Source organism: Pseudomonas sp. COW5 (assembly GCF_026240005.1).
GTDB lineage: Bacteria > Pseudomonadota > Gammaproteobacteria > Pseudomonadales > Pseudomonadaceae > Aquipseudomonas > Aquipseudomonas kribbensis.
Map to the genome: position 1 here is coordinate 6,052,464 of NZ_JAPHVP010000001.1, position 23,491 is coordinate 6,075,954.

A 23,491-nucleotide genomic window follows, 5' to 3' on the forward strand; every position below is an offset into this window, starting at 1 on the left:
ACGAAGTAAACACATGGCGATTTTGTTTTTTGTCAGGTAAACAGGCGTCTGAGTTTCTGGACTGTAATCAAACAAAGGAGATGCAGGGATGGCCGAAACAGTATTGAAGTCGAAGATGGCCAATTTTCTGGTGACCGACGCCGAAGTGAACTACGAGGATGTGGGCGAGTTCTACGAGGTCGTCGGCAGCGGCAATGTCGGCGTGTTGGCCGGCGTGCTCGAGGGGTTCAGAAATCACTACGGCGGGTTGTGGGTGGGCGGCAAAGTAACCGTGACCCAGAACGCTGTTCACTTGAACGCCAATGCCATGAACCGCATGGCTCAGGACGGGACACTGGACGTCGAACTGCCGATGACATCGATCCGCAAGGTCACCGTCGAAGGTGGTTTCGTGACGAAGATCGTCCGTCTCGACACCGACGCGTACAGCGTCAGGTTTCGCTGCTACGGGGCCAAGGACGTTGCCTCACTGATCGCCAAACAGGCTCTTTCGCAATCGTTGAAACGCGCCCGGTAAACGTCGCTATGTCCTCTGGAGCCCTAGATCCTGACTCACCGGCATCAAGGGCTCGGAGGCAATCGCCCTGGCGGCGGCGAGCACGACACCGCGCAGCCACTTCGAAGCTTGCGAGCGATGTTTGCGCGCATGCCACAGCTGGTAGTAGCGCAAGGGCTGCGCCGGTACCGGAAACGGCTCGATCCGCAGCGGCAACAACTCGGTGTAGTGCTTGGCAAACGAACGTGTGGTGGTGAACACCAGGTTCGATTTGACCAGCACGTAAGGCGCAATGCAGAAGTACGGCAAAGTCGTTTTCACGCGCCGGACCAGGCCGCTTTTCGCCAGTTCGGCGCCAATCGTGCCCTGCCCGGACGCATTGTGTGTCATCACCGCCAGGTGGTCTGCTTCCGCGTAGGCCTCCGGGGTCAACCCGCCTTGCGGAATCGGATGCTCCTCGCGCATCAGACAAACCAGGTCATCGTCGCACAAGGGTTGCAGGTGAAGATGCTCGGCCGGCGTTCGCCAGTTGCCGATCACCAGATCCAGAAAACCGTCCTCCAGTCCACGGGAGTAGCCGCCCTCGGCTTGCAGGTGCTTGAGCTCCAGCGTGGCGAACGGCGCCTGCGCATAAAAACGCTCGATGATGGCGGGCACGAAAAACACGCTCAAGTAATCCGGCGTGCTGATGCGAAAGGTCTGTCGGGTGGTGGCGGGATCGAACAGGTCGACCGGATGCAGGATCTGCTCGATACCGTTCAACGCCTGCGAAACGGGCTCGATCAAGGTGAGGCCGTGCGCGGTCAGCACCATCCGGCTGCCGCTGCGCACCAGTAACTGATCGCCGGTCAGCTCCCGCAGCCTGCGCAACGCGACACTGATTGCCGGTTGGGTCTGCCCGAGCAGCTCGGCCGTGCGCGAAACGCTGCACTCCGTCAGCAGCGTGTAGAGCGTGCGAATCAGCTGGACATCGCAGTTGGGCAATGCGTTGGACACAGCAACCTCTTATCCGGTGGACAGATTGATGTAGCGCTATATACCAGATGATATAGCGCTATTCATTTTCGCGTCCATGCGAGGGTTCACAGGCAGTGCTACCGCCAGTCCGACAGTCTTTTCAGAAGCTCGGCTTTTTCATGGGTCGCACCGCCCATCAGGACAAATCCCTGCATCTGGCTCTGCTGATCCAGGTAAATGGATTTCACGTGAGCAATGCCTTTGTCACAGCGCCCCGCCCACTCGGTCGACCACTCTCCCTCGGGGCTTATCGGCGACGCCACGATGGTCGGCAAGACACTGGTCTTGATCGTCACCGGCATGGCGGGATAGGCGACCGGCGTAGGCTGCCCCGCCAGGGTCCGGGCCAGCGCCCGGGCCTGCAACATGATCGGCATCACATAGGGCAGCACAAGGTCATGGACTTGCGCGCAATCACCCAAGGCGTAAACGTTATCGGCGCTCGCTCGCAAATAAGCGTCAGTGACAATACCGCCGGCAACCCGAATACCCGCCGCCCGCGCCAGATCGACGCGGGGTTCGAGGCCAATGGCACTCAACACATAATCCGTTTCCAGCACGCGGCCATCGGCCAGTTGCAATGCATACCCCTGACCGGCGCGGTTAACCGCAACGGGCGCATTGTCAAGCTCCAGGCGTACGCCGATCGACGCCAGCGCATTGGCCATTTCCTCTCCGGCCTCTGCAGGCAGCAGGCGACTCAACGGCCAGGTGGCCCGGTCGACAACCCACACTTCATGACCCGCATGCCGCAGATCATTGGCGAACTCGCAGCCGATCAACCCGCCGCCCAGAATGGCGATCCGGCTATCAGCGCTGATCTGCTGACGCAGGCGCCGGTAATCTTCCAGGTCGTTCACGGTGATGATGGCGTCCACCCCGTCACCCTCCAGCGCGGGGCGACGCGCATCGGCCCCGAGCGCCAGCACCAGTGCGCGGTAGCGAAGTGGCTGGCCGTCGATGTAGATCGACCGGGCATCGGTGTCGATCCGTTCAATCGAAGTACGTGTCCTGATCTGCGCTTGCAGTTGCGCCGCCATCTGCTCGGCGCTGAAGGTCACCAGTTGCTCCGGCAGGCGCCCGGTCTGGAAAGCGTTGGACAGCGCCGGTTTCGAGTAAAACTCGCCGCCGTCGCGGGTGACGATCAGGATTGGCGTGTCGCTATCCAGCTTGCGCAGCTCGCGCGCCACGGTGTATCCGGCCAGCCCCGAACCCAGAATGATCACCGGGTCGGATTGCTCCGGCACGGAGTTCGGCTCTGCACTCTGCCCAACCTGAATCATCTGAAAGTCAGCCTTCCCTACCCCGCACTCCGGGCAATACCAGCTTTCCGGCACGTCCTCCCAGCGAGTCCCGGCCGGGATATCGTGCTCAGGCATTCCCACGGCTTCGTCGTATATGAAGCCGCACACAAGACATTCCCACTTGAACATGGTCGATCCTCCAGTCAATCGATACGCAGCGGTTGAATCAGCTGGTGAACGCGCGTCCCAGGCCGAGCGCACTCAAGGCGCGACGGTAGGCGGTGGAAGAGCGGTCGGCAGGAATGTGGATTTCCAGCGACAGATCCAGCGGCAAGTCTTCCGGGCGGCACAGTTCGACGATGTCGCGATCTTCTTCGAAGACCTGCTGGTTGAACGCGTAGACGTCTTCCAGCGGCATCTCCTTGTCGAAGTTGCGGGTGATCGCGCAGAACATGCGGGTCTTGCGCGCCGAGATCGGGCTGGCCGCGTTCAGAATCACCAAGCGGTGTTCCGGTTCGGGAAAGTTGACGGTCAGGCGCGCAGTGAACGGCGCGAAGACATCGAAGGTGCGGTTCCAGAGAAAGCCTTCCGGCGCGCGATGCTGCAGGCTCTTGGGGAAATTGCTGACGTTGCTGATGTACTCGGCATGAACCCCGTACGGCGTGACCTCGGCCTTGTAGGTCGGCACCACCGGGTTGTCGCGCTCGGCAAAAGCCTCGTGGTGAATCCACGCAAAGTGCGCGACATCGATAAACCCTTCCACCTGCCGGCCGGCAGAAGCCGCGATGTCGATGGACGGCGGCAGGATGCGCTGGAAGCTGTCATCGGCCCAGGACGGCATTTCAGCGAACGGCGCACTGGTGCCAGACATCAAGACCCAGATCAGCCCGAAGTCCTCGCGGGTCGAGTACATCTGGATGCGATGGCGCTCGGTGAGATTGGCATTGGGCTCCGACGGGATGCGCGTGCAGCGACCATCGGTGCCGAAGTGCAGGCCGTGATACGGGCAGATGATGTTTTCGCCCTTCACCCAACCTTTGCTCAGTGGCGCACCGCGATGACTGCAAATATCCCGCGCGGCGTTCAGTTTCCCGCCGGCCCGGTAAAGTACGACCGGCTCGTCCAGCAGCGTGACGGCATAGGGTTTGTCGGTTACGTCTGTAGAAAATGCGACGGGGTGCCAGTGCTTGCTGAGCGTCTCGCGGTCTTGTGCGGTGAAGGTGCTGCTCTTGGTGATCGGGTTCCAGGTAACGGACTGGCAGGCTATTGCGGCCGTGGACATGTGAGTTCTCCTTGACGTGGAAAAGGCACCGAAGGGGTGCGCATCCGCAGGCTGTTGGATGTGTTGTTGGCCTGCGGACGACGAGTGCGAAATCCATGCTAGAGATTCGCGCCGGCCTCGCCCATGTCGTGAGAAGCATGTTGCTTATGTGAAATCAGATATACCGCTATGACTGGGTATTCACTTGCACTTGGCCAACACCACCTGACAGGTACCGGGCGTACCGCCGGAGCGGCCGGCGTAGCGCATGCAGTTATCCATGGATTTTTTCTGTGCCTGGCCCAGGGTCTGTCCCCAGGCCAGACCGCCCTCGCCCATCGTCGGCACCGCTTTGGCATAGCAGCGATCACCCACGGTCGCATAGCGAGCCTTGCTGGAGCAGCCTGTCGTCAACGTCAGCATGATCGCGCAAAGAAAATACGCGCAATGGCGTATCTGTATCCGGTTCATCTCGTTTCACCTGCGCAACTTGGGACTGACGGGCTCAGCTTATCCGCAATGACCCGGGAACCGTTCATTGCTCTGTCGCCTGCCGGTACTGACGCGGTGTGAATCCGGTCGAGGCCTTGAATTGGCGAGTGAAGGCGCTGTGGTCGGTGTAGCCGCACTGCAGGGCGACTTCGGTGATCGGCAGGTCGGTGTGCAGCAAGCGATGGGCATGTTCCAGCCGTACCTTCTGGATCATCTGCCGGGGCGTCAGGTGGAACACGCGTTTGCAGTAGCGCTCCAGCTGCGCCACGGAAATACCGGCGATCCGGGTCAGCTCGCCCAGCGTCACCCGCCGATTGAAATGCGTGCGAATGTGCTCGTCGACGGCGGCCAGACGTTCGAACGCCGGATGCGTCTCGCTGGCCGATTGCAGATCCACCGAAATCCCCGCCAGGCCGATGATCGCGCCATCGCGGTTGTACAACGGTCGCTTGTGGGTCAGGCACCAGCCCGGTTCGCGACTGCCGTAGAGGTGCAATTCAAGCTGATCCTCCAGCACCCACCCTTCTTCCAGCACCCGGCGATCCTGTTCGGTGTAGCCCGGCCCCAATTGCGCGGGGAAAACCTGCGCGCTGGTTTTGCCGAGCAACGGCTTCAGGTCTTTTAACCCGCAGCGCTGCACCAGTGTGCGGTTGGCCAGGACGTAACGCGCGTCCGGATCCTTGATGAAAATCACCGCATTCGGAATCACGTCCAGCATTGGCAACAGCGCAGCAACGCCTGCCACCAAGGCTTCGAGGGTCTGGGGGCGATTGTGTTCATCGCCCTCGCACAGGCGCGCAAATGCGTTCTGCATCGTCGGTGTCTTCCTTCGCGGGTGAATCGGCCAACGGTCCGCCATACGGCGTTCGCGTGCAGAGTGCAGCAACGCCTGCGGCCTGTCGAGGCCTGCCGTCGTTCAGCGCAATTGTGCTGATTTCGTCATCCAGGCTTGCGCAAAACATCAATCACGCGGCGGCCGATGAGTTCAATGTTGGCCCGTCCCAGTGACATACACCTGCCTATCCAATAACTCACAAGAAGGCGACGCCATGTCAGGCCAAGGCAAGTTCAAAAAACAGCTTTCATTGATCGACCTCACGTTTATCGGACTCGGAGCGATCTTCGGTTCGGGGTGGCTGTTCGCGGCCAGTCACGTTTCCGCGATTGCCGGGCCGGCGGGGATTTTTTCCTGGCTGCTGGGCGGTTTCGCCGTGTTGCTGCTGGGCATCGTCTACTGCGAGCTGGGCGCGGCGCTGCCCCGGGCCGGCGGTGTGGTGCGTTACCCGGTCTACAGCCACGGGCCGCTGCTCGGTTATCTGATGGGCTTCATTACGCTGATCGCGTTTTCCAGTCTGGTGGCGATCGAAGTGGTCGCCTCGCGCCAATATGCGGCGGCGTGGTTTCCCGGCCTGACCAAAGCCGGCAGCGGTGATCCGACGGTGCTGGGCTGGCTGGTGCAGTTCGGTCTGCTCTGCGTGTTCTTCCTGCTCAACTACCGCAGCGTGAAGACCTTCGCCAAGGCCAACAATCTGGTGAGCGTGTTCAAGTTCATCGTGCCGCTGCTGGTGATCGGTGTGCTGTTCACCTTCTTCAAACCGGAGAACTTTCAGGTTCAGGGCTTCGCCCCCTTCGGGCTTTCGGGCATCGAAATGGCGGTTTCCGCCGGCGGCGTGATCTTCGCCTACCTCGGCCTGACCCCGATCATCTCGGTGGCCAGCGAAGTGAAAAATCCACAACGCACGATTCCCATTGCACTGATCTTGTCGGTGCTGCTGTCGACTGCAATCTACGTGTTGCTGCAAACGGCGTTCCTTGGCGGCATCCCGACCGAACTGCTCGCCAATGGCTGGGCCGGGGTTTCCAAGGAGTTCGCCCTGCCATATCGCGACATCGCCCTGGCGCTCGGTGTGGGCTGGCTGGCCTATCTGGTGGTCGCGGACGCGGTGATTTCGCCCAGCGGCTGCGGCAACATCTACATGAACGCCACGCCACGGGTGATCTACGGCTGGGCGCAGACCGGCACCTTCTTCAAGGTCTTCACCCGCATCGATGAGAAGTCCGGCATCCCGCGCCCGGCGCTGTGGCTGACCTTCGCCCTGTCGGTGTTCTGGACCCTGCCGTTCCCGTCCTGGGAAGCGCTGATCAACGTGGTCTCCGCCGCACTGGTGTTGAGCTACGCCGTAGCCCCGGTGACTGTCGCCGCGCTGCGTCGCAATGCACCCGACATGCCGCGCCCGTTCCGGGTCAAGTGCATGGGTGTGCTGGGCCCGGTGTCGTTCATCATCGCCGCGCTGATCGTCTACTGGTCCGGGTGGGACACCGTGTCCTGGCTGCTCGGTCTGCAGATCCTGATGTTTGTCGTGTACCTGCTGTGTGGTCGTTTCGTACCGACCAGACATCTGAGCCTTGCCCATCAAGTGCGCTCATCCGCGTGGCTGATCGCCTTCTACGCCGTGACCATCGTCCTGTCGAAACTCGGCACTTTCGGTGGCCTGGGCATCCTCGCCCACCCTTTCGACACGCTGGTCGTCGCCGCTTTCGCCACTGGCATCTATTACTGGGGCGCCGCCACCGGTGTGCCGTCGCACCTGCTGCGTCTGGAGTCCGAAGAGGATGAAAGCGAAGTCGCTTCGACGTCCCCGGCCTCCGCTGCCAACCCGCGCGCTGCCGGCGCTTATTGAAACCTCTTGAAGGGACACGAACATGAAACGCGTACACGTCATTGATTCGCACACCGGCGGTGAACCCACGCGTCTGGTGATGAAGGGTTTCCCCGATCTGCCCGGCAACACCATGGCCGAAAAGCGCGATGCTTTGCGCAACCAGCACGACCTCTGGCGCCGCGCCTGCCTGCTGGAACCGCGCGGCAACGATGTGCTGGTGGGCGCGCTGTATTGCGAACCTGTATCGCCGGACGCCACCTGCGGGGTGATTTTCTTCAACAACGCCGGCTATCTGGGCATGTGCGGCCACGGCACCATCGGCCTGATCGCCTCCTTGCAGCATCTGGGGCTGATCGCCCCGGGCGTGCACAAGATCGACACGCCGGTCGGCCCCGTCAGTGCGACGTTGCATGAGGACGGCGCCGTGACCCTGGGCAACGTGCCGGCTTATCGATTCCGCCAGCAAGTAGCGGTTGAGGTGCCGGGCTACGGCCGTTTCCTCGGCGACATCGCCTACGGCGGCAACTGGTTTTTCCTGGTGTCGGAGCACGGCCAGACGCTGACGATGGACAACGTCGAAACCCTGACCGACTTCACCTGGAAAATGCTCAAGGCCCTCGACGACCAAGGCATCCATGGCGAGGACGGCGCAATTATCGACCACGTCGAACTGTTCGCCGATGACGATCATGCCGACAGCCGCAACTTCGTCATGTGCCCCGGCAAAGCCTACGACCGCTCACCGTGCGGCACCGGCACCAGCGCCAAGCTCGCCTGCCTGGCCGCCGACGAAAAACTTCAACCCGGCGAACGCTGGGTGCAGGCCAGCATCACCGGCAGCCAGTTCGAAGGCCGCTTCGAACGGGAAGGTGAACGCGTGCGCCCGTTCATCACCGGCCGCGCCTACATGACCGCCGACAGCACGCTGCTGATCGACGAAGAAGATCCGTTCGCGTGGGGCATCTGAGCCGCCGCGCTGCTTTTCCAAACCTTTCTGAATGACCGTTCCAAGGAGAACAATAATGAGCGACAACATCTTCACCGGCTGCATGCCCGCCCTGATTACCCCGTGCACCGCCGCACGCAAACCGGACTTCGATGCGTTGGTGGCCAAGGGTCGCGAGCTGATCGATACCGGGATGAGCGCCGTGGTCTATTGCGGCTCCATGGGTGACTGGCCGCTGCTCACCGAAGCCGAGCGTCAGGAAGGCGTGGCGCGGCTGGTGGCAGCAGGGATTCCGACCATTGTCGGTACTGGCGCCATCAACACCCGAGAAGCGGTATCCCATGCTGCCCATGCCGCAAAAGTCGGTGCTCAGGGTTTAATGGTGATTCCTCGGGTGCTGTCCCGAGGCGCTTCGCTCGCCGCGCAAAAGGCGCACTTTTCCGCGATTCTGCAAGCCGCGCCGAACTTGCCGGCGGTGATCTACAACAGCCCTTACTACGGTTTCGCGACCCGCGCTGACCTGTTCTTCGAACTGCGTCGCGAATACCCGAACCTGATCGGCTTCAAGGAATTCGGTGGTGGCGCCGACCTGCGCTACGCCGCTGAAAACATCACCTCCAAGGACGAAGACGTGACCCTGATGGTGGGTGTCGACACTCAAGTGGTGCACGGTTTCGTCAACTGCAACGCCACCGGCGCGATCACCGGCATCGGCAACGCCCTGCCCCGCGAAGTGCTGCAACTGGTGGCCCTGAGCAAGCAGGCGGCCAAGGGAGACGCCAAGGCCCGACGTCAGGCGCGGGAGCTGGAGTCGGCGCTGGCGGTGCTGTCGTCCTTCGATGAAGGCACGGATCTGGTGCTGTATTACAAACACCTGATGGTGCTCAACGGCGACAAGGAATACACCCTGCATTTCAACGAGTCCGACGCCCTCAGCGACTCCCAGCGTCGCTATGCGGAAGCCCAGTACGCGCTGTTCCGTCACTGGTACGAAAACTGGTCGGCGGAACAGAACTTCGCCTGACCCGCAGCCTCGTTTCAGCCCGCCGTGATTACCGGCGGCGGGCCTTCTTTCTTTTCAGGAACATGCCATGTCTCTTACGGGCAAACTGCTGATCGGTCAGCAAAACCTCTCGGGCAATCGCGAGGTCATTCAGGGGATCAACCCGGCCACTGACGCACTGCTGGAGCCCGGTTACGCTGGCGGCTCCGCCGAGCACGTCGAACAGGCTTGCGCGCTGGCCTGGGACGCGTTCGACCGTTATCGGGAAACGTCGCTCGAAACACGCGCCGAATTTATCGAAACCATCGCCAACGAAATCGAAGCCCTCGGCGATGAGCTGATCGAACGCGCCATGGCCGAAACCGGTCTGCCGCGCCCCCGCCTGTTGGGCGAACGCGGGCGCACTTGCCAGCAACTGCGCCTTTTCGCCCGCACCGTACGCGCCGGCGAATGGCTGGATGTGCGGGTCGACAGCGCCCAACCGCAGCGTCAGCCGATGCCGCGCTCGGATCTGCGTCAGCGCCAGATTGCACTGGGGCCGGTGGCGGTGTTCGGCGCGAGCAATTTTCCATTGGCGTTCTCCGTCGCTGGCGGCGATACCGCTTCGGCCCTGGCCGCCGGTTGCCCGGTGATCGTCAAGGCCCACGGCGCCCATCCCGGTACCAGCGAACTGGTCGGCCGCGCCGTGGCTCGGGCCGTCAAGGCCTGCGGTCTGCCTGAGGGTGTTTTCTCGTTGCTGTACGGTTCCGGGCGTGAAGTCGGGATTGCGCTGGTCAGCGATCCGCGCATCAAAGCCGTCGGTTTCACCGGTTCGCGCAGCGGCGGGCTCGCGTTGATCAAAGCGGCGCAAGCTCGCCCCGAACCGATTCCGGTGTATGCGGAAATGAGTTCGATCAACCCGGTGCTGCTGTTTCCCGTTGCGCTGCGCAATCGTTCACAAGCACTGGCCGAAGGTTTTGTCGCCTCGCTCACGCTGGGCGCCGGACAGTTCTGCACCAATCCCGGCCTGGTCATCGCCCTCAAGGGACCGGCGCTGGACACCTTCATTGGCGCCGCCGCCGAGCTCATCCAGCGCAGCCCGGCCCAGACCATGCTCACGCCCGGCATCTTCAATGCCTACGAGTCCAGCGTGAACGCACTGGCGGAAAACCCGCGGGCACGCCTTGCCGCAGTCGGGCAGAGAGGAACAGCTCCGAACCAGGGTCAGGCCCATGTCTTTGTCGCCGATGCTGCGGACTTTCTCGCCGATCACGCGCTGCAAGCCGAAGCTTTTGGCGCCGCATCACTGGTCGTTCAATGTGCCGACCACGATGAAATCCGTCAGGTGCTCGAACGGCTGGAAGGTCAGCTGACCGCCACCCTGCATCTGGATGACGCGGATCTGGATCAGGCCCGTTCACTGCTGCCGACACTGGAACGCAAGGCTGGACGCTTGCTGGTCAACGGCTGGCCAACCGGGGTCGAAGTCTGTGACGCGATGGTGCATGGCGGGCCGTTCCCGGCTACGTCCGATCCGCGCACAACGTCGGTCGGCACGGCGGCGATCCTGCGTTTCCTGCGCCCGGTCTGCTATCAGGATTTCCCCGACGCCCTGCTGCCAACTGCGCTCAAACAGGCCAATCCACTGGCGCTACGACGTCTGCTCGATGGCCAGAGGGAAGCCTGAAACCATGCCGAACATCACCCATGACATCGCCGTGGTCGGCGCCGGCATCATCGGCGTTGCCTGCGCCCTGCGTCTGGCGCGGCAGGGTTTGCAGGTGGTCGTGATCGACCCGCAGGAGCCCGGCCACGGCGCATCGTTCGGCAATGCAGGGCACCTGGCCACCGAGCAGGTTTTTCCGATTGCCGACCTGTCGATCCTCAAGCGCTTGCCGGCCATGCTCATGGACCCGATGGGGCCGCTGCGCCTGGACTGGAAATACCTGCCCTGCGCCCTGCCCTGGTTCACTCGCCTGCTGCTGAATCTGCGCTCGGCGCCGTTCCAGCGCACGGTGGCAGGTCTGCGAGCGCTCAATGAGAGTTCGCTGGAGGCCTGGCACCGGTTGCTCGGTGACATCCAGCGCCCTGATCTGCTGAAGGTGGAAGGTTCACTGCTGGTGTTCGAACGGCCCGATTCGCGCCCGGCCATTGAAGCGTTGCAGGCGCGTTTGCGTCAGCAACAGGTTCCGGTCGACTTATGGCAGGCATCTGCGTTGCGTGACACCGCGCCGCAACTGAGCGAACACCTGCAGGGTGGACTGTTTTTCCCGAGCACCGGGCACTTCATCGATCCGTACCGCGTGGTGTGCGAACTGGTCAGCGCCGCCAAGGCCAGTGGCGTGCAGTTTGTGAAGCAACGGGTCGAGGGCGGACAACTGAATGCACAGGGCGTTTCGCTCAACACCGGAACCGGCAGCCTGAATGCCCGTCGAGTACTGATCGCCTGCGGTGCCCATTCGGCCAGACTTACAACCGCGCTGACCGGCAAGAAAGTACCGCTGGACACCGAGCGTGGTTATCACCTGATGCTGCCTCAGGAACATAACCGGCTGCCCTTCCCCGTCACATCACTGGAACGCAAGTTCATCATGACGCCTATGTCCGAAGGCCTGCGCCTGGCGGGCACCGTCGAGTTCGCCGGACTTGAAGCGCCGCCGACCATGGCGCGGGCCTGGCAGTTGCATCGCTTGAGCAAGGGGTTGTTTCGTGAGGAGTTGAGTATTGAGGCGGCCACACCGTGGATGGGGTTCAGGCCTTCGCTGCCGGACTCGTTGCCGGTCATCGATCAGACAAACGACGGCAAGGTGCTGCTCGCGTTCGGGCATCAGCATTTGGGGCTGACGCAGGCGGCGGTGACGGCGGAGATGGTTGAGCGGATGGTTTCGCCGCTGGGTGCGACTCGGGGCGAGGAACTGCCGAGTGTCGAGCCTTACAGGCTGGATCGTTTCTGAAAAAGCGAAAGGCCTGCTTTTGAGGGCAGGCCTTTCGCTTGGCGATAAATTTTCAGGAAGGCATCAGCCAATGTCGTTCAGTGGTCCATCCGAGAAACACCTTCCCGTCTTCGCGTTTCTGGCGACTCTCAGTCAACGGATGACCGGACGCTGCTATATGCAACCCGATCATGGCCGGTAGAAACCTTTCCCGAAACTCACTGGATTGGGCCGCAAAATGCATTTCAATAGCCTTGAGTGCACTCTGCAACTGAACCGGATCCAGCATCGACAAATAAAACATCATCTGACGCCAGGCATAGGCCGTATTTTTCAACATGACCAAACGTGCGTGGTAAAGCTGGATCTGAATTTGTTGGCGACGGCAAACCCATTCGAAGCACGACTGAGCCATTGTACTCAGGCGATCATGCAGCACTTCTCTCAGCCCCAGCACACCGAACAGTCCTGCCAGATTCTGTGTTGTCACGATCTGTTGTTGCTCGATAATGGTGCCGTTGGTTGCAGGATGCCACGTACCGATATCGGCATTCGCACGCTGCGCGCACAGTCGGGCCAGCGCATCGTTGTTGTTTGTCGAACGTTGCCAATACGTTTGGGTGCGCCTCGATTTCGGCGGGTCGGGAAGGTCTGCCAACTGATCCGTATCGATGTCGTAATATCGGGCGTAAAGCGATCCAGTCAACATACGGGCTGATTGCCTGGCGGCCTTCACGAATTTATTCGAGAAAGCGCCCATGAAGATGTCCGCCGCGACCTCCTCCACGATTGGAAGATCCAGCTTCGCCGTTTCAACCAGGGACGAAAATTCCTGAAGCAGTTTGTTCGGAATAATCGCTTGTGGGAACGCCGATAGTGTCAGTGCAGACGCTTCGATCAGGGCCTGTTTGGCGCCTTCGACCGCAGATGCGTTCGCTTCATACTCACTTTCAAGCGCAGACACCCATGGAATATCTCCGATTTTCACCTGACGTTGCATATCCAATAGCAACAAAGAGCGTCGACGCCTGAAAGCTCGGTACGTAGCGACAGACAATATCCTCAGCGTTGCGTCTCGATATCCCGCACTACAGATTTCTGCCGTCATGGTAGGCAGTACTCGCGCCACCGTATCTCCGGATGTAATCACACCCTGGTCAATCAACTCCGCGACGGTTCCCTTGCGACAGCGTTCGAGGCGTTGACGAATCGAGGGGGGAACGGCGTCTCCAGCCATTAATGCATGCAGGTTCGCTTCCTCTTTGGTGATGGGTTCCAACAGAGGGGAAAAATCAGAGATACCTTCAGAGTCTGGATAATTCGCCAGACGCGCGGAGACAGCCTTGGCAATCAGATGATGTGCCGACGCTTTCACATGATCGCGTTGCTTTGCTCGCTTTTGGGAGTGTCTTTCGGATTCTGGATGGCCATGTTTGGCCAGAAAGTCATCGACAATCTTCCGGATACGTCCCACTTGACGCCCCGTCAGCGATGCCGGATCAGAGGAGCACTGTTTGAGCAATGCATGCAACTCCACCACCCGGTTCATGGAGGAGCCAGCACTGCGGGGATCAGACTCAAATGTCTTGTCAAACTGTGCGCCAAGCGCAATTGCACGTTCGAACCAACCCTCAGGATAATGCCTGCAAGGCCAGCTTTCCTGATAGGTCAGAAGGAAAAGCGAGATGGCTGCGTCGTAGAGAGGCAAGCTGTTTCCGACAACGTGCTTTTGAACGTTCAGACGCGGTTGCGCAGTTGATTTGGACAGGCGCGGCCTGACGTAACCGACATTGAAAACCTCAACTTCAGCCATCGAGAGCGGCTGTTTGTCAGTGACTGTCGGAAAGAAACGCAGCCGCTCGAAAAAAGGCGCAATCTGCTCGATCAGCGTTCGTGCTTCCTCGATGCGCTGGTGCTTCAGAAACCAGGCAACTGTCAGCAGCGCAGCCTCCTCCGGCACATCGATTTGATAATTCCCTTTCGCCAGACACGCTTGAAGCGATCCAACGCCTTCATCTGAAAGATGCCAGGTATTTAAATCGAGTCGTTCAAACCCGACGCGAATGCCGGGGATCAATGCAGCCAACCGGAGCTCATAAAGCGTTAACTCGCCCCCGGCCAGAAGCTTGCCAGTGGCAAAGCCGCCAGTGGCCACTTCCAACGTGACCCATTCGGGCAACCCCGTAAATGGCGTGCGCGAGCCGTACTGCGCGCTGCCCTTTACGAGATGCTCGACCACCTTTCTCCAACGCTCAATCCTATCAAGCGTTTGTGGGTCCGCGTCGTTTTCTCGTGCGGCGGTCAGCGCTCGAGATAGTTGGAAGTGCGCATAACCGTCGCTTATCCCGACAAACGCATCCGATTCCCTATCGTGCCTGGACATTCTTCCTTGCGACCCTGCGTTGTAATGGGTCCGGGGGCTGGATTCGAACCAGCGCCCACCCGGTTAAGAGCCGAGTGTTCTACCGCTGAACTACCCCGGAACAGAGCGCGCATTGTCGACTGGCGATGAAAAGATGTGAAGCTCAATCTTGGGGATTTTGTTGCAGTTTGGTTCCGATCTTTCATCTTTGACTGAAACGACGTCACGCTATGCAGTAAAAACGAAGGCCTGCTTTTGAAGGCAGGCCTTTCGATTTTTTGCAGTACTCGATCAACCCTGACGAGCCGTCAGCGCCGCATACCCATTCATCAAATTGCGATAGTTGGGAATCCGCTGCGACAGCAGGTTGCCCAGCCCTTCGATATCGTTGCGCCAGTCGCGGTGCAGCTCACAGGCCACGGAGAACCAGTTCATCATCTGTGCGCCGGCCTGGGTCATGCGGTTCCATGCGGCTTGTTGCACGGTGGTGTTGAAGGTGCCGGAAGCATCGGTCACCACGAACACGTCAAACCCTTCCGCCAGTGCCGACAAGGTCGGGAACGCCACGCACACGTCGGTCACGACACCGGCGATGATGATCTGCTTGCGACCGGTGGCCTTGATGGCCTTGACGAAGTCTTCGTTGTCCCAGGCATTGATCTGGCCCGGGCGGGCAATGTACGGCGCATCCGGGAACATTTCCTTGAGTTCCGGCACCAGCGGGCCGTTCGGACCCTGCTCGAAACTGGTGGTGAGGATGGTCGGCAGCTCGAAGAATCTGGCCAGGTCGGCCAGTGCCAGCACATTGTTCTTGAACTCGTTCGGCGAGAAGTCCTGGACCAGCGAAATCAGACCGGTCTGGTGATCGACCAGCAGAACCACGGCGTCGTCTTTGTTCAGGCGGTTGTAGGTTGCAGTGCTCATGTTGAATCCCTTTTTAGTTGTGGAAGTTCGCTTGCGTTCAAGATGGGCACAGATTAATGACTCGCCTGAAAGCGATAAATCACCTGCAAAGCGTTTAACCGTCAACCCAAACGAGACAATCCACTCAATCCTGGGCTCAATCACGCGGCGGCCCCGACCTTCCCGCCGATCCTTGTCATAATGTTCGCCGGCAATACGTTCAGAACGACATCCAGGGAAAAGTTGATGCTCGGACGCAACACACAAGCGCCCACTGCGAACGACACGCGGCGCACCGCCGGCAAAGCGATGAAGGCCGGTTCGACCTTTCGGCTGACCGTCAGCTTCATGCTGGTGGTGGTCGTGGCGTTTCTGGCGGTCGAGAGCTGGCGGACATGGCGTGACTATCGTTCGGTCTTTGCCTCCGCGCGCGATTCGGTGACCAACCTGGCCCGCGCCACGGCCCAGCACGCCGAAGATACGATTCGCCAGGTCGATGTGGTCACCGCCGGGCTGGCCGAGCGTGTCGAAGGTGATGGTCTGCAGAACCTCGATGTCCCGCGCATTCACAAGTTGCTGGTGCAGCAATCGAAAATCATGCCGCAGCTGCACGGCCTGTTCATCTACGGCCCGGACGGCCACTGGATCGTGACCGACAAAGAGGTCACCCCGGAAATGGCCAACAACGCAGACCGCGATTATTTCGAGTACCACCGCACCCACGAGGATCGGCAAGTGCGCATCGGCCAGGTGGTCGAGAGCCGCTCCACCCATGACCTGATCATTCCCATCTCCCGCCGTTTGAACAACCCCGATGGCTCGTTCGCCGGCGTGCTGCTGGGGACGGTCAAGGTCAGTTACTTCGTCGACTATTACGGCGATTTCCGGATCGATGACAAAGGCGCACTGGTGCTGGCCATGCGTGACGGCACGATTCTGGTTCGCCGCCCTTTCATCGCCTCCGTGGTGGGCAAAAGCCTGGCGAACAGCGAGATCTTCAAGACCTACCTGCCCAGTTCCAACGAAGGCATTGCGCAGATCCGGGCAGTGGTCGATGACACCGAGCGCCTGTACGGCTATCGCGCCCTGACCACTTATCCGCTGGTGGTCGAGGCCGGCCTGTCGAAAGATTCCATCACCGCGCCGTGGCGTCGGGACTTGCTGAAAAACGGCTTCGTGCTGATTTTTCTGATTCTGGTCCTCGCCGGTTTCGGACTGATCGTACTGAGCCAGTTGCGCCAGCGGATCGCGATGGAACGGGAAATCCGTTCCGCGCACCAGGCCATGCGCGACATGGCACTGACCGACAGCCTCACCGGCCTCGGCAACCGTCGGCGCCTGGACAATGCGCTGGCGGACGAGATTCGTCTGGCCCGGCGCCAGGGCTCGTCGCTGTCGTTGATCATGCTCGATGTCGACCACTTCAAACGCTACAACGACCGCTATGGCCATGCCGCCGGCGACGACTGCCTGATCGCCGTCGGACGTGCGATCCAGCAAGCGGTCAAACGCCCCGGCGACCTCGCCGTGCGCTACGGTGGCGAAGAATTCACCGTGCTGCTGCCCAACACCGAGAACGCCGGCGCCATTCAAGTCGCAGAGGACATCCTGCAAGCCATCCGCGCGCTGGAACTGGAACACACCGGGCATCCCCTCGGGTACGTCACCGCCAGCGCCGGCATTGCGACCCGTCATCCGCTTGACGACGCGGTGACCCCGGCCATGCTGCTGAAGTCGGCGGATACCTGCCTGTATCAGGCGAAGCGGCTGGGGCGCAATCGTTGGTGTTCGGCGGACGAGTCGGTGTGATCGATGGCGCCAGCAGAGCTGACGCCATTCAGGGTTGCCGTTCGATATCGATCAATCTTCGCGGGCCGGTTTCGGAGCATCCGTGATCAACGTCTTCGGCTCCAGATACGCACTCATCCCCCACTTGCCCATTTCACGCCCCAGGCCCGAGTGTTTGAAGCCACCAAAAGGAGCGCGCGGTTCGTGGGCCAGGGTGTTGATGAGCACGCGTCCCGAATCGATCTGACGGGCGATGTTCACACAGCGTTCGGGGTTCTGGCCCAGCACCAGGGCGCTCAGCCCATAGTCCGTATCGTTGGCGATGCGGATCGCATCGGCGTCGTCTTCGTAAGGGATGATCGTCAGCACCGGGCCGAAGATTTCTTCCCGCGCGATCCGCATCTGGTTGTTGGCGTCGGTGAAGATCGTGGGTTTGACGAACCATCCGGCGTGCAGGCCTTCCGGACGACCTTCGCCACCCGCCAGCAACCTCGCGCCCTCTTCCTGGCCGATACGGATGTAGCGCTGCACTCGGTCCCATTGTTTCTGACTCACCATCGGGCCGATATCGGTGTCGGCGTTGCGCGGGTCGCCCGATTGAAACTGTGCGACGCTCTCCTTCGCGATCTGTTCGAACTCTGCGAGCCGTGAACGCGGGACAAGAATGCGTGTGCCTGCGATGCAGGCCTGGCCACTGTTGAGGAATCCGGCGTGCAGTGCCAGCGGCATGACTGCCTGGAAATCCGCGTCATCGAGTACCACGGTGGGTGACTTGCCCCCCAGCTCCAGGGTCACGCGTTTCAGGGTGTCCGCGCCGGTTCTGACCAGATGCTGACCGACCGCGGACGACCCGGTGAACGAGATCTTGGCCACATCGGGATGGCGGGCGATCTCCTCGCCAACCACGTCACCTCGGCCGTTGACGATATTGAAGACACCCGGTGGCAGCTCTGCTTCGTGCAACGCCCGGATCACGACCTGCGTCTGCAACGCGCTCATCTCGCTGGGCTTGATGACGGCGGTGCAACCCGCCGCCAGTGCGGTGGCCAACTTGTTGCAGATGAAGCCGGCATTGCTGTTCCACGGCGTTATCAGGCCAGTCACGCCCACGGGCGTCAGAATGACCTTGGCCATACCGGCCTGTTCTTCGAAGTCGAACGCCTCCAGTGCCTTGATCGCTTGCGCAATCACCTCCGCCGGGTACGTCGCCATCCAGCGCCCGCGAACCGCAGGCGAGCCATACTCCTCAAGGATGGCTTCCAGCAGTTCTTCCTCTCTGGCCGCCACGGCCTTGTGCATGCGTTGCAGGGCGGCGATGCGCTCTTCCCGCGTGGTACGAGACCAGGCCGGGAACGCAGCCTTGGCGGCGGCGATGGCGCGCTGGGCGTCGAGTGCATCGCCCAACCGGACCTGACCGATGACTTCCTCGGTGCTCGGGTTATGGAGGTCGAACCACTCCTGACCGTGTGGGAGGACGTACTCGCCGTTGATGTAGATGTGTTCAATGCGCTGCATGACAACTCCTCGCTGAAAATGACCCGCTTGAAGCGAGCCTCGATGAAGCGAAGTCTAAGAAGGGTTGATTGTTCCGATAAGCTATCCTTTGGCTGATGAAACATCCCTATTTTCAGGACAATCCATGCACAGAACAGGAATGACCGAGCTGGAAGTGGTGCTGGCCGTCGCCCGGCGCAACAGTTTTCGCGGCGCGGCACAGGAACTGGGCATGTCCACCACGGCGGTGAGCAGCGCGGTGGCAGGCCTCGAAGCGCGCCTGAAGGTACGCCTGTTCAACCGCTCTACGCGCAGCGTTGCCCTCACCGATATCGGGCAGCGCTATGTGGAGCGCATCGCCCCGGCTCTGGCGCAGATCAAGAGTGCCGGCGAAGAAGCCAGCGTCGGTCTCGACGAGCCCAGCGGCACACTGCGCATCAACGCACCGCACGGTGCGGCGTACCTGCTGCTGGAGCCGCTGCTCAATCAGTACGCACGGCGCTATCCAGAGGTGCGCATCGACGTCGTCAGCGAGGCCAGCATGGTCGACATCGTCGCCGGGGGCTTCGACGCCGGGATCCGCCTGGCCGAGTCCGTGCCGCAAGACATGATTGCGGTGGCCCTGTCAGGCGACATCCGCATGCTCATGGTGGCAACGCCCGAGTACCTCGAACGCCACGGCGTGCCCGAACACCCACGGGATTTGCTCACCCACCAGAGCATCGGCATGCGCATGGCCCACGGCGGCCTCTATCACTGGGAGCTGGAACGCGACGGCGAGAAATTGCAGATGGATCTGCCGACGCGCTTCGTGTTCAACGAATTGCTGGCGATCAAACAGGCCGTGGTGCTGGGCCTGGGCATCGGTTTCATTTCCGAGTGGTTCATCCAGGAAGAACTGGCCAGCGGCGCACTGGTGCCGGTGCTGATGCCGTGGTGTCCGTCGTTTGGCGGGTTGAGGCTTTACTACTCGGGCCATCGCTTCGTGCCGGCGCGGTTGCGTGCGCTGATTGATCTGGTGCACGAACTGCGGCCGAGTCCGGTTTGATTCTTGCGATCAATCGAGATGTGCATTGCAAATGTACGGCGGTCTGGCTTCAAGGCAGAATGGCGCCTCGTTTTTTCAAGGAACAGATGAGTGCCCAGCAATACATTGAAATCATGGATCGATTGTCGACGGATCTCGTCGTTGCTTTTACTGACAGGCTTGGCGTCGCTCTCTGGCTGTCACCAACTGACCACCGACCAGCGATTAAATGCCTATGCGGAGAGTGGTGGCAAGTCCGCTCCCATGTTCATGACTTCAAAAGAAATCAGGGCCATGGAGGCAAGGAGCTATATCAGGGTCTTGCGTCGAACCTTGGTTAACAGTGTGTTCCTTGCGAATGACAAAGGGATGCAAGGAAGCGTGAAGTTGCGTATGAAGCTCAGTCGTCAAGGAGACATGTTGCTCTGCGAGACGCAGTCAACGGAACCGGGCTCCCCACCCGACTTCGCCAATCTGGTCACCGATGTGTGCTGGAGCAGCATCTGGACGGAAATCCCGGAAGATCTCCAGAATCCAGCCGATGGATCCCTTGAAATCATCGCGCCGTTGATCGCCAAGGACGATGTATCGCCAGTTTCGGATTACGACCTGACACGCCGGAAGGCTGGACTGGAAAGCCGATTTTTCTGGGACAACGTGCTGGCCGGGCACTCAATCAACGCGTTCGGAAGCGCCCACTTTGATTTCACGGCTAACGCAAAGGGCCAAGTCACACGTTGCGATGTGACGCTTGAAAAAAGCTATTTCCGTCCAGAGTCCTTTCACCCGGATCCCCCATTACAAAAGGCACTCGCGGCTCAGTGCTTACAGCTTGATCTGCAACACATGCCCGGGTTTCAGGTGGGAGAGTCCGGAGTAATCAATCGCTCGGTTTTTGTTAAGTACTTCCCGTGGAAAAACCACGTGGGGAAACATCAGGAAAAAGCTCCGGCTACCGATAAGAAAGAGCCCGCCCCGCTCAACACCAGCAAGGAACGCACATGAATTTGTTCAAGAAGCTTCTCGACTCATTGAAACGTCCTTTTAACCAGGACACCCAGGCCTCACCACAAGCCCTTCATCTGCAAGAACTGGTGACTGCCGGCAACCTGAATGAGGCTGAAGCAGCAAACATGGCAGTAAGAACGGCCGGCGCAGCATGTCTGGATCGCTACTGGGGATCTATCGGCACCGTGGAGCGGGATGTCCTTGCGTACATGATGAGCCCGAGCTTTTCCGGCGGCCCTTACTGGCCCTCGACGCGTCAGGCCTACCGGGTCATTCGCCGTGGCGACAACATAATCATCGCCACTGAAGGCCTGTCGGACCCTTTCGATGATGCTGCTGAGGGGACGGGCAACGGTTTCGAGATGGAGTTGTTCCTGGAAACCGCCGATATACCCGAGCACGCCCGTGGTCCCTTGGGTGATGTCGACCCTTTCCAGCGCAGCTGGGCATTCGAGCTGGTGGAGCACATTGCCAAAACGGTGGCAGACGCTGGAGGAATTACCCACCGACTCGACCAGTACGGTGCGCTATCCATCGAAATTCCCGGGTTCAGCCTGTCCAGTCACATGAGTGATCAACTGCCCGCACATTTCGTGACCGAGGACGACTCAACCGGCGTCCTGCTGGGTGCCCCTGAACCGGCCTTCCCTACCCGACTGGATGACATGCCTCTATCCCCGGTCAGAATGGTTTCCGTGGTATTGATCACAGCGTCGGAGCTTGAATACATTCGTTCGGGTGGGCGCGCAGCGCGCGATGATCTGGTAAACCGTTTGAAGGCTGCGGGCATCGGGCATATGAGCAGCCTGCAACGTGAGAGCGTTGTATGACGGCGGCACTCAAGGGAAAGGAAACTCTCGGGAATCAAACATGAAGCTGCTTCGACTTGCCCCTGCGACCTATCACCTCAACGACAACTTTTGGGACCTTCTAGATGCTGAGGACGGATCGCTGTATCTGCTCGTCAATTGCGAAGCGTCTTTTGTGAGTTATGACGCTCTGATCAAACTCAACGACGATGAGTTGCGCGATCACCACGGCCTGGGCTGGCTGTCCATTCAGTACCTGGCCAATCGAATCAATTATTTCGTCAGCGATTACAAGGCACGGCTGATCACGGGGCCATTGCTTGATGCGGCGATTCAAGCGTCGAAACCGTAGATATCAAGATTGAGCGCGATGGCTCCATCAATATCAGGCGCATTGGATCTTTTCTTGAGGTTCCGTGACTCTAGACTGGTTCCCTTCCCACGATTCAACTGGAAAGGAACCCATTCAAGTGCGCGACTTCGACTGCCAACCCGTTTTACGCGGGAGCACGCTTAGGCTCAGGCCTCTGACCGAAAACGATTTTGAAGGCCTGTTTCTGGCGGCCTCGGACCCGCACATCTGGGCAGGCCACCCCGCCAGCGACCGCCATGAGCGGCCGGTATTCGAAACGTACTTCGCCGCGCGGCTAGCCACCGGCAAAACGCTGGCCGTCATTGATATCGACTCGGGGCTGATCGTGGGCATGTCGAGCTATTACACCCCGCCCGACCTGCCGGACAGTATCGCTATAGGGTATACCTTTCTGGTGCGGGCGAAATGGGGTGGCGAGACCAATCGCGAACTGAAGCAGCTGATGGTGGAACACGCCTTCAAGGCGTACGACACTGTCTATTTTCACATCGCACCGTCGAACATCCGCTCGCAGAAAGCAGCCATGAAGATCGGCGCGGTGCACTTGTATGATGCCGAGCTGACGCTGTCCACGACACCGGCCTGGTGCAAGTGTTACGGGCTGACCAGGGAGCAATGGGCTGCGTCGCAACAACACGCTTGAAATACGGAATGCGACGTTTGCGACAGTGGAGTCATCAGGCTGTCGAGTAGCTGAATGGCTCCAGGAAAATCTGAGGCTCGACCCAGAGCCTGAGCCCGTAGGGAATCACTGAATATCCGTCATATCGCCCGGTGAACGTGTTCGACGCGGCAAATTCGAGGAATTTTCCGCGCTTGTCCTCTACAACCCGGATCCCCGGGCAGCCCAGCAGAGTGTATTTGATGATGGGGTTGGGCAGCGATGCTTCCCATAGCTGAATCTCGACATCGGAATCGTACTGCCATACCGTCAGCTCCAGTCTGAGAGAGCCTTGTTGGATCGAGTAGCGATGCGACGTTTCAAACTCATCCCGGGACGGAAGGACACCGAGTACGCCAATCAGATCAAACGGGTCCCATACGAGCAGCGGCATATTGTTTCCTTGGCCTGTCTTTGATCTGCATCGTACCCATCATTTGCCTGTTAAACACTCTGCCCCTACGCCTGAACATTTGAGAACCGCATGACAGTTTCTGCATCCGATGTGCCCTTGAGCGAACAAGTCGCCTACCTGAAGCTCGCGTTGGAACTCCGTACACTTGACGTCCCGGACATCGTGCAGTGGGCGGATGCGCAGATCCGGGACCAGGCAAACCCTGCCTATGCGCTGATAGAACTCGCACTGATGGGCGAATCAAATCGTTTCGACACCGCGAATCAATTATTACGAATCGCACGTCCCTCCATGACCACCGCAGAGCTACTGCCGTACGTCCTGGCCGATGCGCACAAAATGCTTCTCGACAATCCTGGCTTCGCCAGAGCACTGGCTGAAGGGATGTATCAAGTCTGGGCGAGGGACAATGGCAGTTTTACGGAGGCACTTGCCCTGTGCGGCTACTTCGATGATGCCTACGATCTGGCCCGAGCCGGGATAAATGCAACCGTCGACCAGATCGATCTGGAACTGCTGGCGTTCACCGGAGGTTTTCTGAACTGGGACTGGATGAAAAGATGCGGTGCGGCAGAGAAATCACAATCGGATTGAGCAGCGCTGTGGCACTGTTCAAT

General features: G+C 60.1%; 22 protein-coding genes and 1 tRNA gene. 13 read left to right on the forward strand and 10 right to left on the reverse strand.

The window, feature by feature from the left end; all coding sequences use genetic code 11:
* Nucleotides 1–88 precede the first annotated feature (88 nt).
* Nucleotides 89–517 carry a hypothetical protein gene (locus OQ248_RS27625; RefSeq protein WP_265814811.1) on the forward strand — a complete coding sequence of 143 codons (429 nt, stop codon included), beginning with the start codon at nt 89–91 and terminating at the stop codon, nt 515–517.
* A 6-nt stretch (nt 518–523) separates the two neighbouring features.
* Here the strand turns inward: OQ248_RS27625 and OQ248_RS27630 are convergent, their stop codons facing one another.
* The 5 genes from OQ248_RS27630 to OQ248_RS27655 form a co-directional block, all read right to left on the reverse strand.
* Nucleotides 524–1,492 (reverse strand): LysR family transcriptional regulator, encoded by a 969-nt coding sequence (locus tag OQ248_RS27630; RefSeq protein ID WP_265814812.1) that lies wholly within the window; start codon nt 1,490–1,492, stop codon nt 524–526.
* A 98-nt stretch (nt 1,493–1,590) separates the two neighbouring features.
* On the reverse strand, nt 1,591–2,946 hold the full coding sequence (locus OQ248_RS27635; protein ID WP_279309480.1) for an FAD-dependent oxidoreductase: 1,356 nt from the start codon (nt 2,944–2,946) through the stop codon (nt 1,591–1,593).
* Nucleotides 2,947–2,983: 37 nt separating this feature from the next.
* Entirely contained in the window at nt 2,984–4,039 is a 1,056-nt protein-coding gene (locus OQ248_RS27645; protein ID WP_265814813.1) for a Rieske 2Fe-2S domain-containing protein, read from the reverse strand.
* A gap of 180 nt (nt 4,040–4,219) precedes the next feature.
* Complete coding sequence (locus OQ248_RS27650) at nt 4,220–4,489, reverse strand: hypothetical protein (protein ID WP_265814814.1); 270 nt, start codon at nt 4,487–4,489, stop codon at nt 4,220–4,222.
* 64 nt (nt 4,490–4,553) lie between these two features.
* A complete protein-coding gene (locus tag OQ248_RS27655) occupies nt 4,554–5,324 on the reverse strand; it encodes an AraC family transcriptional regulator (protein ID WP_085733987.1) in 771 nt (256 codons plus the stop codon).
* Between the two features lie 235 nt (nt 5,325–5,559).
* On the opposite strand from OQ248_RS27655, the gene OQ248_RS27660 reads away from it, so the two are divergent.
* The 5 genes from OQ248_RS27660 to OQ248_RS27680 all read left to right on the forward strand — a co-directional run bounded on the left by OQ248_RS27660 (nt 5,560) and on the right by OQ248_RS27680 (nt 12,055).
* Entirely contained in the window at nt 5,560–7,191 is a 1,632-nt protein-coding gene (locus OQ248_RS27660; RefSeq protein ID WP_134827150.1) for an APC family permease, read from the forward strand.
* Nucleotides 7,192–7,213: 22 nt separating this feature from the next.
* Nucleotides 7,214–8,140, forward strand: a complete 927-nt coding sequence (locus tag OQ248_RS27665; protein WP_265814815.1) for a 4-hydroxyproline epimerase — start codon at nt 7,214–7,216, stop codon at nt 8,138–8,140.
* Nucleotides 8,141–8,195: 55 nt separating this feature from the next.
* Complete coding sequence (locus tag OQ248_RS27670) at nt 8,196–9,143, forward strand: dihydrodipicolinate synthase family protein (protein WP_265814816.1); 948 nt, start codon at nt 8,196–8,198, stop codon at nt 9,141–9,143.
* Between the two features lie 67 nt (nt 9,144–9,210).
* On the forward strand, nt 9,211–10,788 hold the full coding sequence (locus OQ248_RS27675) for an aldehyde dehydrogenase (NADP(+)) (protein WP_265814817.1): 1,578 nt from the start codon (nt 9,211–9,213) through the stop codon (nt 10,786–10,788).
* Nucleotides 10,789–10,792: 4 nt separating this feature from the next.
* The gene (locus OQ248_RS27680) at nt 10,793–12,055 is read left to right on the forward strand and encodes an FAD-dependent oxidoreductase (RefSeq protein ID WP_265814818.1); all 1,263 of its coding nucleotides are present in this window, start codon (nt 10,793–10,795) and stop codon (nt 12,053–12,055) included.
* A gap of 52 nt (nt 12,056–12,107) precedes the next feature.
* Here OQ248_RS27680 and OQ248_RS27685 read toward each other — a convergent pair whose 3' ends face one another.
* The 3 genes from OQ248_RS27685 to ycaC all read right to left on the reverse strand — a co-directional run bounded on the left by OQ248_RS27685 (nt 12,108) and on the right by ycaC (nt 15,320).
* Nucleotides 12,108–14,417 carry a hypothetical protein gene (locus OQ248_RS27685; RefSeq protein WP_265814819.1) on the reverse strand — a complete coding sequence of 770 codons (2,310 nt, stop codon included), beginning with the start codon at nt 14,415–14,417 and terminating at the stop codon, nt 12,108–12,110.
* Between the two features lie 25 nt (nt 14,418–14,442).
* A tRNA-Lys gene (locus OQ248_RS27690) sits at nt 14,443–14,517 on the reverse strand.
* Nucleotides 14,518–14,687: 170 nt separating this feature from the next.
* Nucleotides 14,688–15,320 carry an isochorismate family cysteine hydrolase YcaC gene (gene ycaC / locus OQ248_RS27695; RefSeq protein ID WP_265814820.1) on the reverse strand — a complete coding sequence of 211 codons (633 nt, stop codon included), beginning with the start codon at nt 15,318–15,320 and terminating at the stop codon, nt 14,688–14,690.
* A gap of 225 nt (nt 15,321–15,545) precedes the next feature.
* Here ycaC and OQ248_RS27700 point away from each other — a divergent pair, with 225 nt between their 5' ends.
* Complete coding sequence (locus OQ248_RS27700; protein WP_265814821.1) at nt 15,546–17,108, forward strand: sensor domain-containing diguanylate cyclase; 1,563 nt, start codon at nt 15,546–15,548, stop codon at nt 17,106–17,108.
* A 51-nt stretch (nt 17,109–17,159) separates the two neighbouring features.
* Here OQ248_RS27700 and OQ248_RS27705 read toward each other — a convergent pair whose 3' ends face one another.
* Nucleotides 17,160–18,602, reverse strand: coding sequence for an aldehyde dehydrogenase family protein (locus OQ248_RS27705; RefSeq protein WP_265814822.1), 1,443 nt, complete (start codon nt 18,600–18,602; stop codon nt 17,160–17,162).
* 124 nt (nt 18,603–18,726) lie between these two features.
* Between OQ248_RS27705 and OQ248_RS27710 the strand changes: the two genes are divergently transcribed.
* The 5 genes from OQ248_RS27710 to OQ248_RS27730 all read left to right on the forward strand — a co-directional run bounded on the left by OQ248_RS27710 (nt 18,727) and on the right by OQ248_RS27730 (nt 22,441).
* Nucleotides 18,727–19,629 (forward strand): LysR family transcriptional regulator, encoded by a 903-nt coding sequence (locus OQ248_RS27710; RefSeq protein WP_265814823.1) that lies wholly within the window; start codon nt 18,727–18,729, stop codon nt 19,627–19,629.
* A 90-nt stretch (nt 19,630–19,719) separates the two neighbouring features.
* The gene (locus OQ248_RS27715) at nt 19,720–20,613 is read left to right on the forward strand and encodes a hypothetical protein (protein WP_265814824.1); all 894 of its coding nucleotides are present in this window, start codon (nt 19,720–19,722) and stop codon (nt 20,611–20,613) included.
* Nucleotides 20,610–21,446, forward strand: a complete 837-nt coding sequence (locus tag OQ248_RS27720) for a suppressor of fused domain protein (protein WP_265814825.1) — start codon at nt 20,610–20,612, stop codon at nt 21,444–21,446. Before OQ248_RS27715 ends, OQ248_RS27720 begins: the two co-directional genes overlap by 4 nt.
* Nucleotides 21,447–21,486: 40 nt before the next feature.
* Nucleotides 21,487–21,777, forward strand: coding sequence for a hypothetical protein (locus OQ248_RS27725; protein ID WP_265814826.1), 291 nt, complete (start codon nt 21,487–21,489; stop codon nt 21,775–21,777).
* Nucleotides 21,778–21,895: 118 nt separating this feature from the next.
* Nucleotides 21,896–22,441 (forward strand): GNAT family N-acetyltransferase, encoded by a 546-nt coding sequence (locus tag OQ248_RS27730; RefSeq protein WP_265814827.1) that lies wholly within the window; start codon nt 21,896–21,898, stop codon nt 22,439–22,441.
* Nucleotides 22,442–22,475: 34 nt separating this feature from the next.
* On the opposite strand, the gene OQ248_RS27735 is transcribed toward OQ248_RS27730, so the two are convergent.
* Nucleotides 22,476–22,853 (reverse strand): Ypar14, super integron cassette, encoded by a 378-nt coding sequence (locus tag OQ248_RS27735; protein ID WP_265814828.1) that lies wholly within the window; start codon nt 22,851–22,853, stop codon nt 22,476–22,478.
* A gap of 90 nt (nt 22,854–22,943) precedes the next feature.
* On the opposite strand from OQ248_RS27735, the gene OQ248_RS27740 reads away from it, so the two are divergent.
* Nucleotides 22,944–23,468 (forward strand): hypothetical protein, encoded by a 525-nt coding sequence (locus tag OQ248_RS27740; protein ID WP_265814829.1) that lies wholly within the window; start codon nt 22,944–22,946, stop codon nt 23,466–23,468.
* Nucleotides 23,469–23,491 lie beyond the last annotated feature (23 nt).

Bases quoted from the DNA above. Each gene is read 5' to 3' on its own strand.
- OQ248_RS27725 (WP_265814826.1), top strand. From the start codon at position 21,487: ATGAAGCTGCTTCGACTTGCCCCTGCGACCTATCACCTCAACGACAAC.
- OQ248_RS27720 (WP_265814825.1), top strand. From the start codon at position 20,610: ATGAATTTGTTCAAGAAGCTTCTCGACTCATTGAAACGTCCTTTTAAC.
- OQ248_RS27700 (WP_265814821.1), top strand. From the start codon at position 15,546: ATGCTCGGACGCAACACACAAGCGCCCACTGCGAACGACACGCGGCGC.
- OQ248_RS27710 (WP_265814823.1), top strand. From the start codon at position 18,727: ATGCACAGAACAGGAATGACCGAGCTGGAAGTGGTGCTGGCCGTCGCC.
- OQ248_RS27740 (WP_265814829.1), top strand. From the start codon at position 22,944: ATGACAGTTTCTGCATCCGATGTGCCCTTGAGCGAACAAGTCGCCTAC.
- OQ248_RS27660 (WP_134827150.1), top strand. From the start codon at position 5,560: ATGTCAGGCCAAGGCAAGTTCAAAAAACAGCTTTCATTGATCGACCTC.
- OQ248_RS27675 (WP_265814817.1), top strand. From the start codon at position 9,211: ATGTCTCTTACGGGCAAACTGCTGATCGGTCAGCAAAACCTCTCGGGC.
- OQ248_RS27655 (WP_085733987.1), bottom strand. From the start codon at position 5,324: ATGCAGAACGCATTTGCGCGCCTGTGCGAGGGCGATGAACACAATCGC.
- OQ248_RS27735 (WP_265814828.1), bottom strand. From the start codon at position 22,853: ATGCCGCTGCTCGTATGGGACCCGTTTGATCTGATTGGCGTACTCGGT.
- OQ248_RS27705 (WP_265814822.1), bottom strand. From the start codon at position 18,602: ATGCAGCGCATTGAACACATCTACATCAACGGCGAGTACGTCCTCCCA.
- OQ248_RS27645 (WP_265814813.1), bottom strand. From the start codon at position 4,039: ATGTCCACGGCCGCAATAGCCTGCCAGTCCGTTACCTGGAACCCGATC.
- OQ248_RS27670 (WP_265814816.1), top strand. From the start codon at position 8,196: ATGAGCGACAACATCTTCACCGGCTGCATGCCCGCCCTGATTACCCCG.
- OQ248_RS27635 (WP_279309480.1), bottom strand. From the start codon at position 2,946: ATGTTCAAGTGGGAATGTCTTGTGTGCGGCTTCATATACGACGAAGCC.
- OQ248_RS27650 (WP_265814814.1), bottom strand. From the start codon at position 4,489: ATGAACCGGATACAGATACGCCATTGCGCGTATTTTCTTTGCGCGATC.
- OQ248_RS27625 (WP_265814811.1), top strand. From the start codon at position 89: ATGGCCGAAACAGTATTGAAGTCGAAGATGGCCAATTTTCTGGTGACC.
- ycaC (WP_265814820.1), bottom strand. From the start codon at position 15,320: ATGAGCACTGCAACCTACAACCGCCTGAACAAAGACGACGCCGTGGTT.
- OQ248_RS27680 (WP_265814818.1), top strand. From the start codon at position 10,793: ATGCCGAACATCACCCATGACATCGCCGTGGTCGGCGCCGGCATCATC.
- OQ248_RS27665 (WP_265814815.1), top strand. From the start codon at position 7,214: ATGAAACGCGTACACGTCATTGATTCGCACACCGGCGGTGAACCCACG.
- OQ248_RS27685 (WP_265814819.1), bottom strand. From the start codon at position 14,417: ATGTCCAGGCACGATAGGGAATCGGATGCGTTTGTCGGGATAAGCGAC.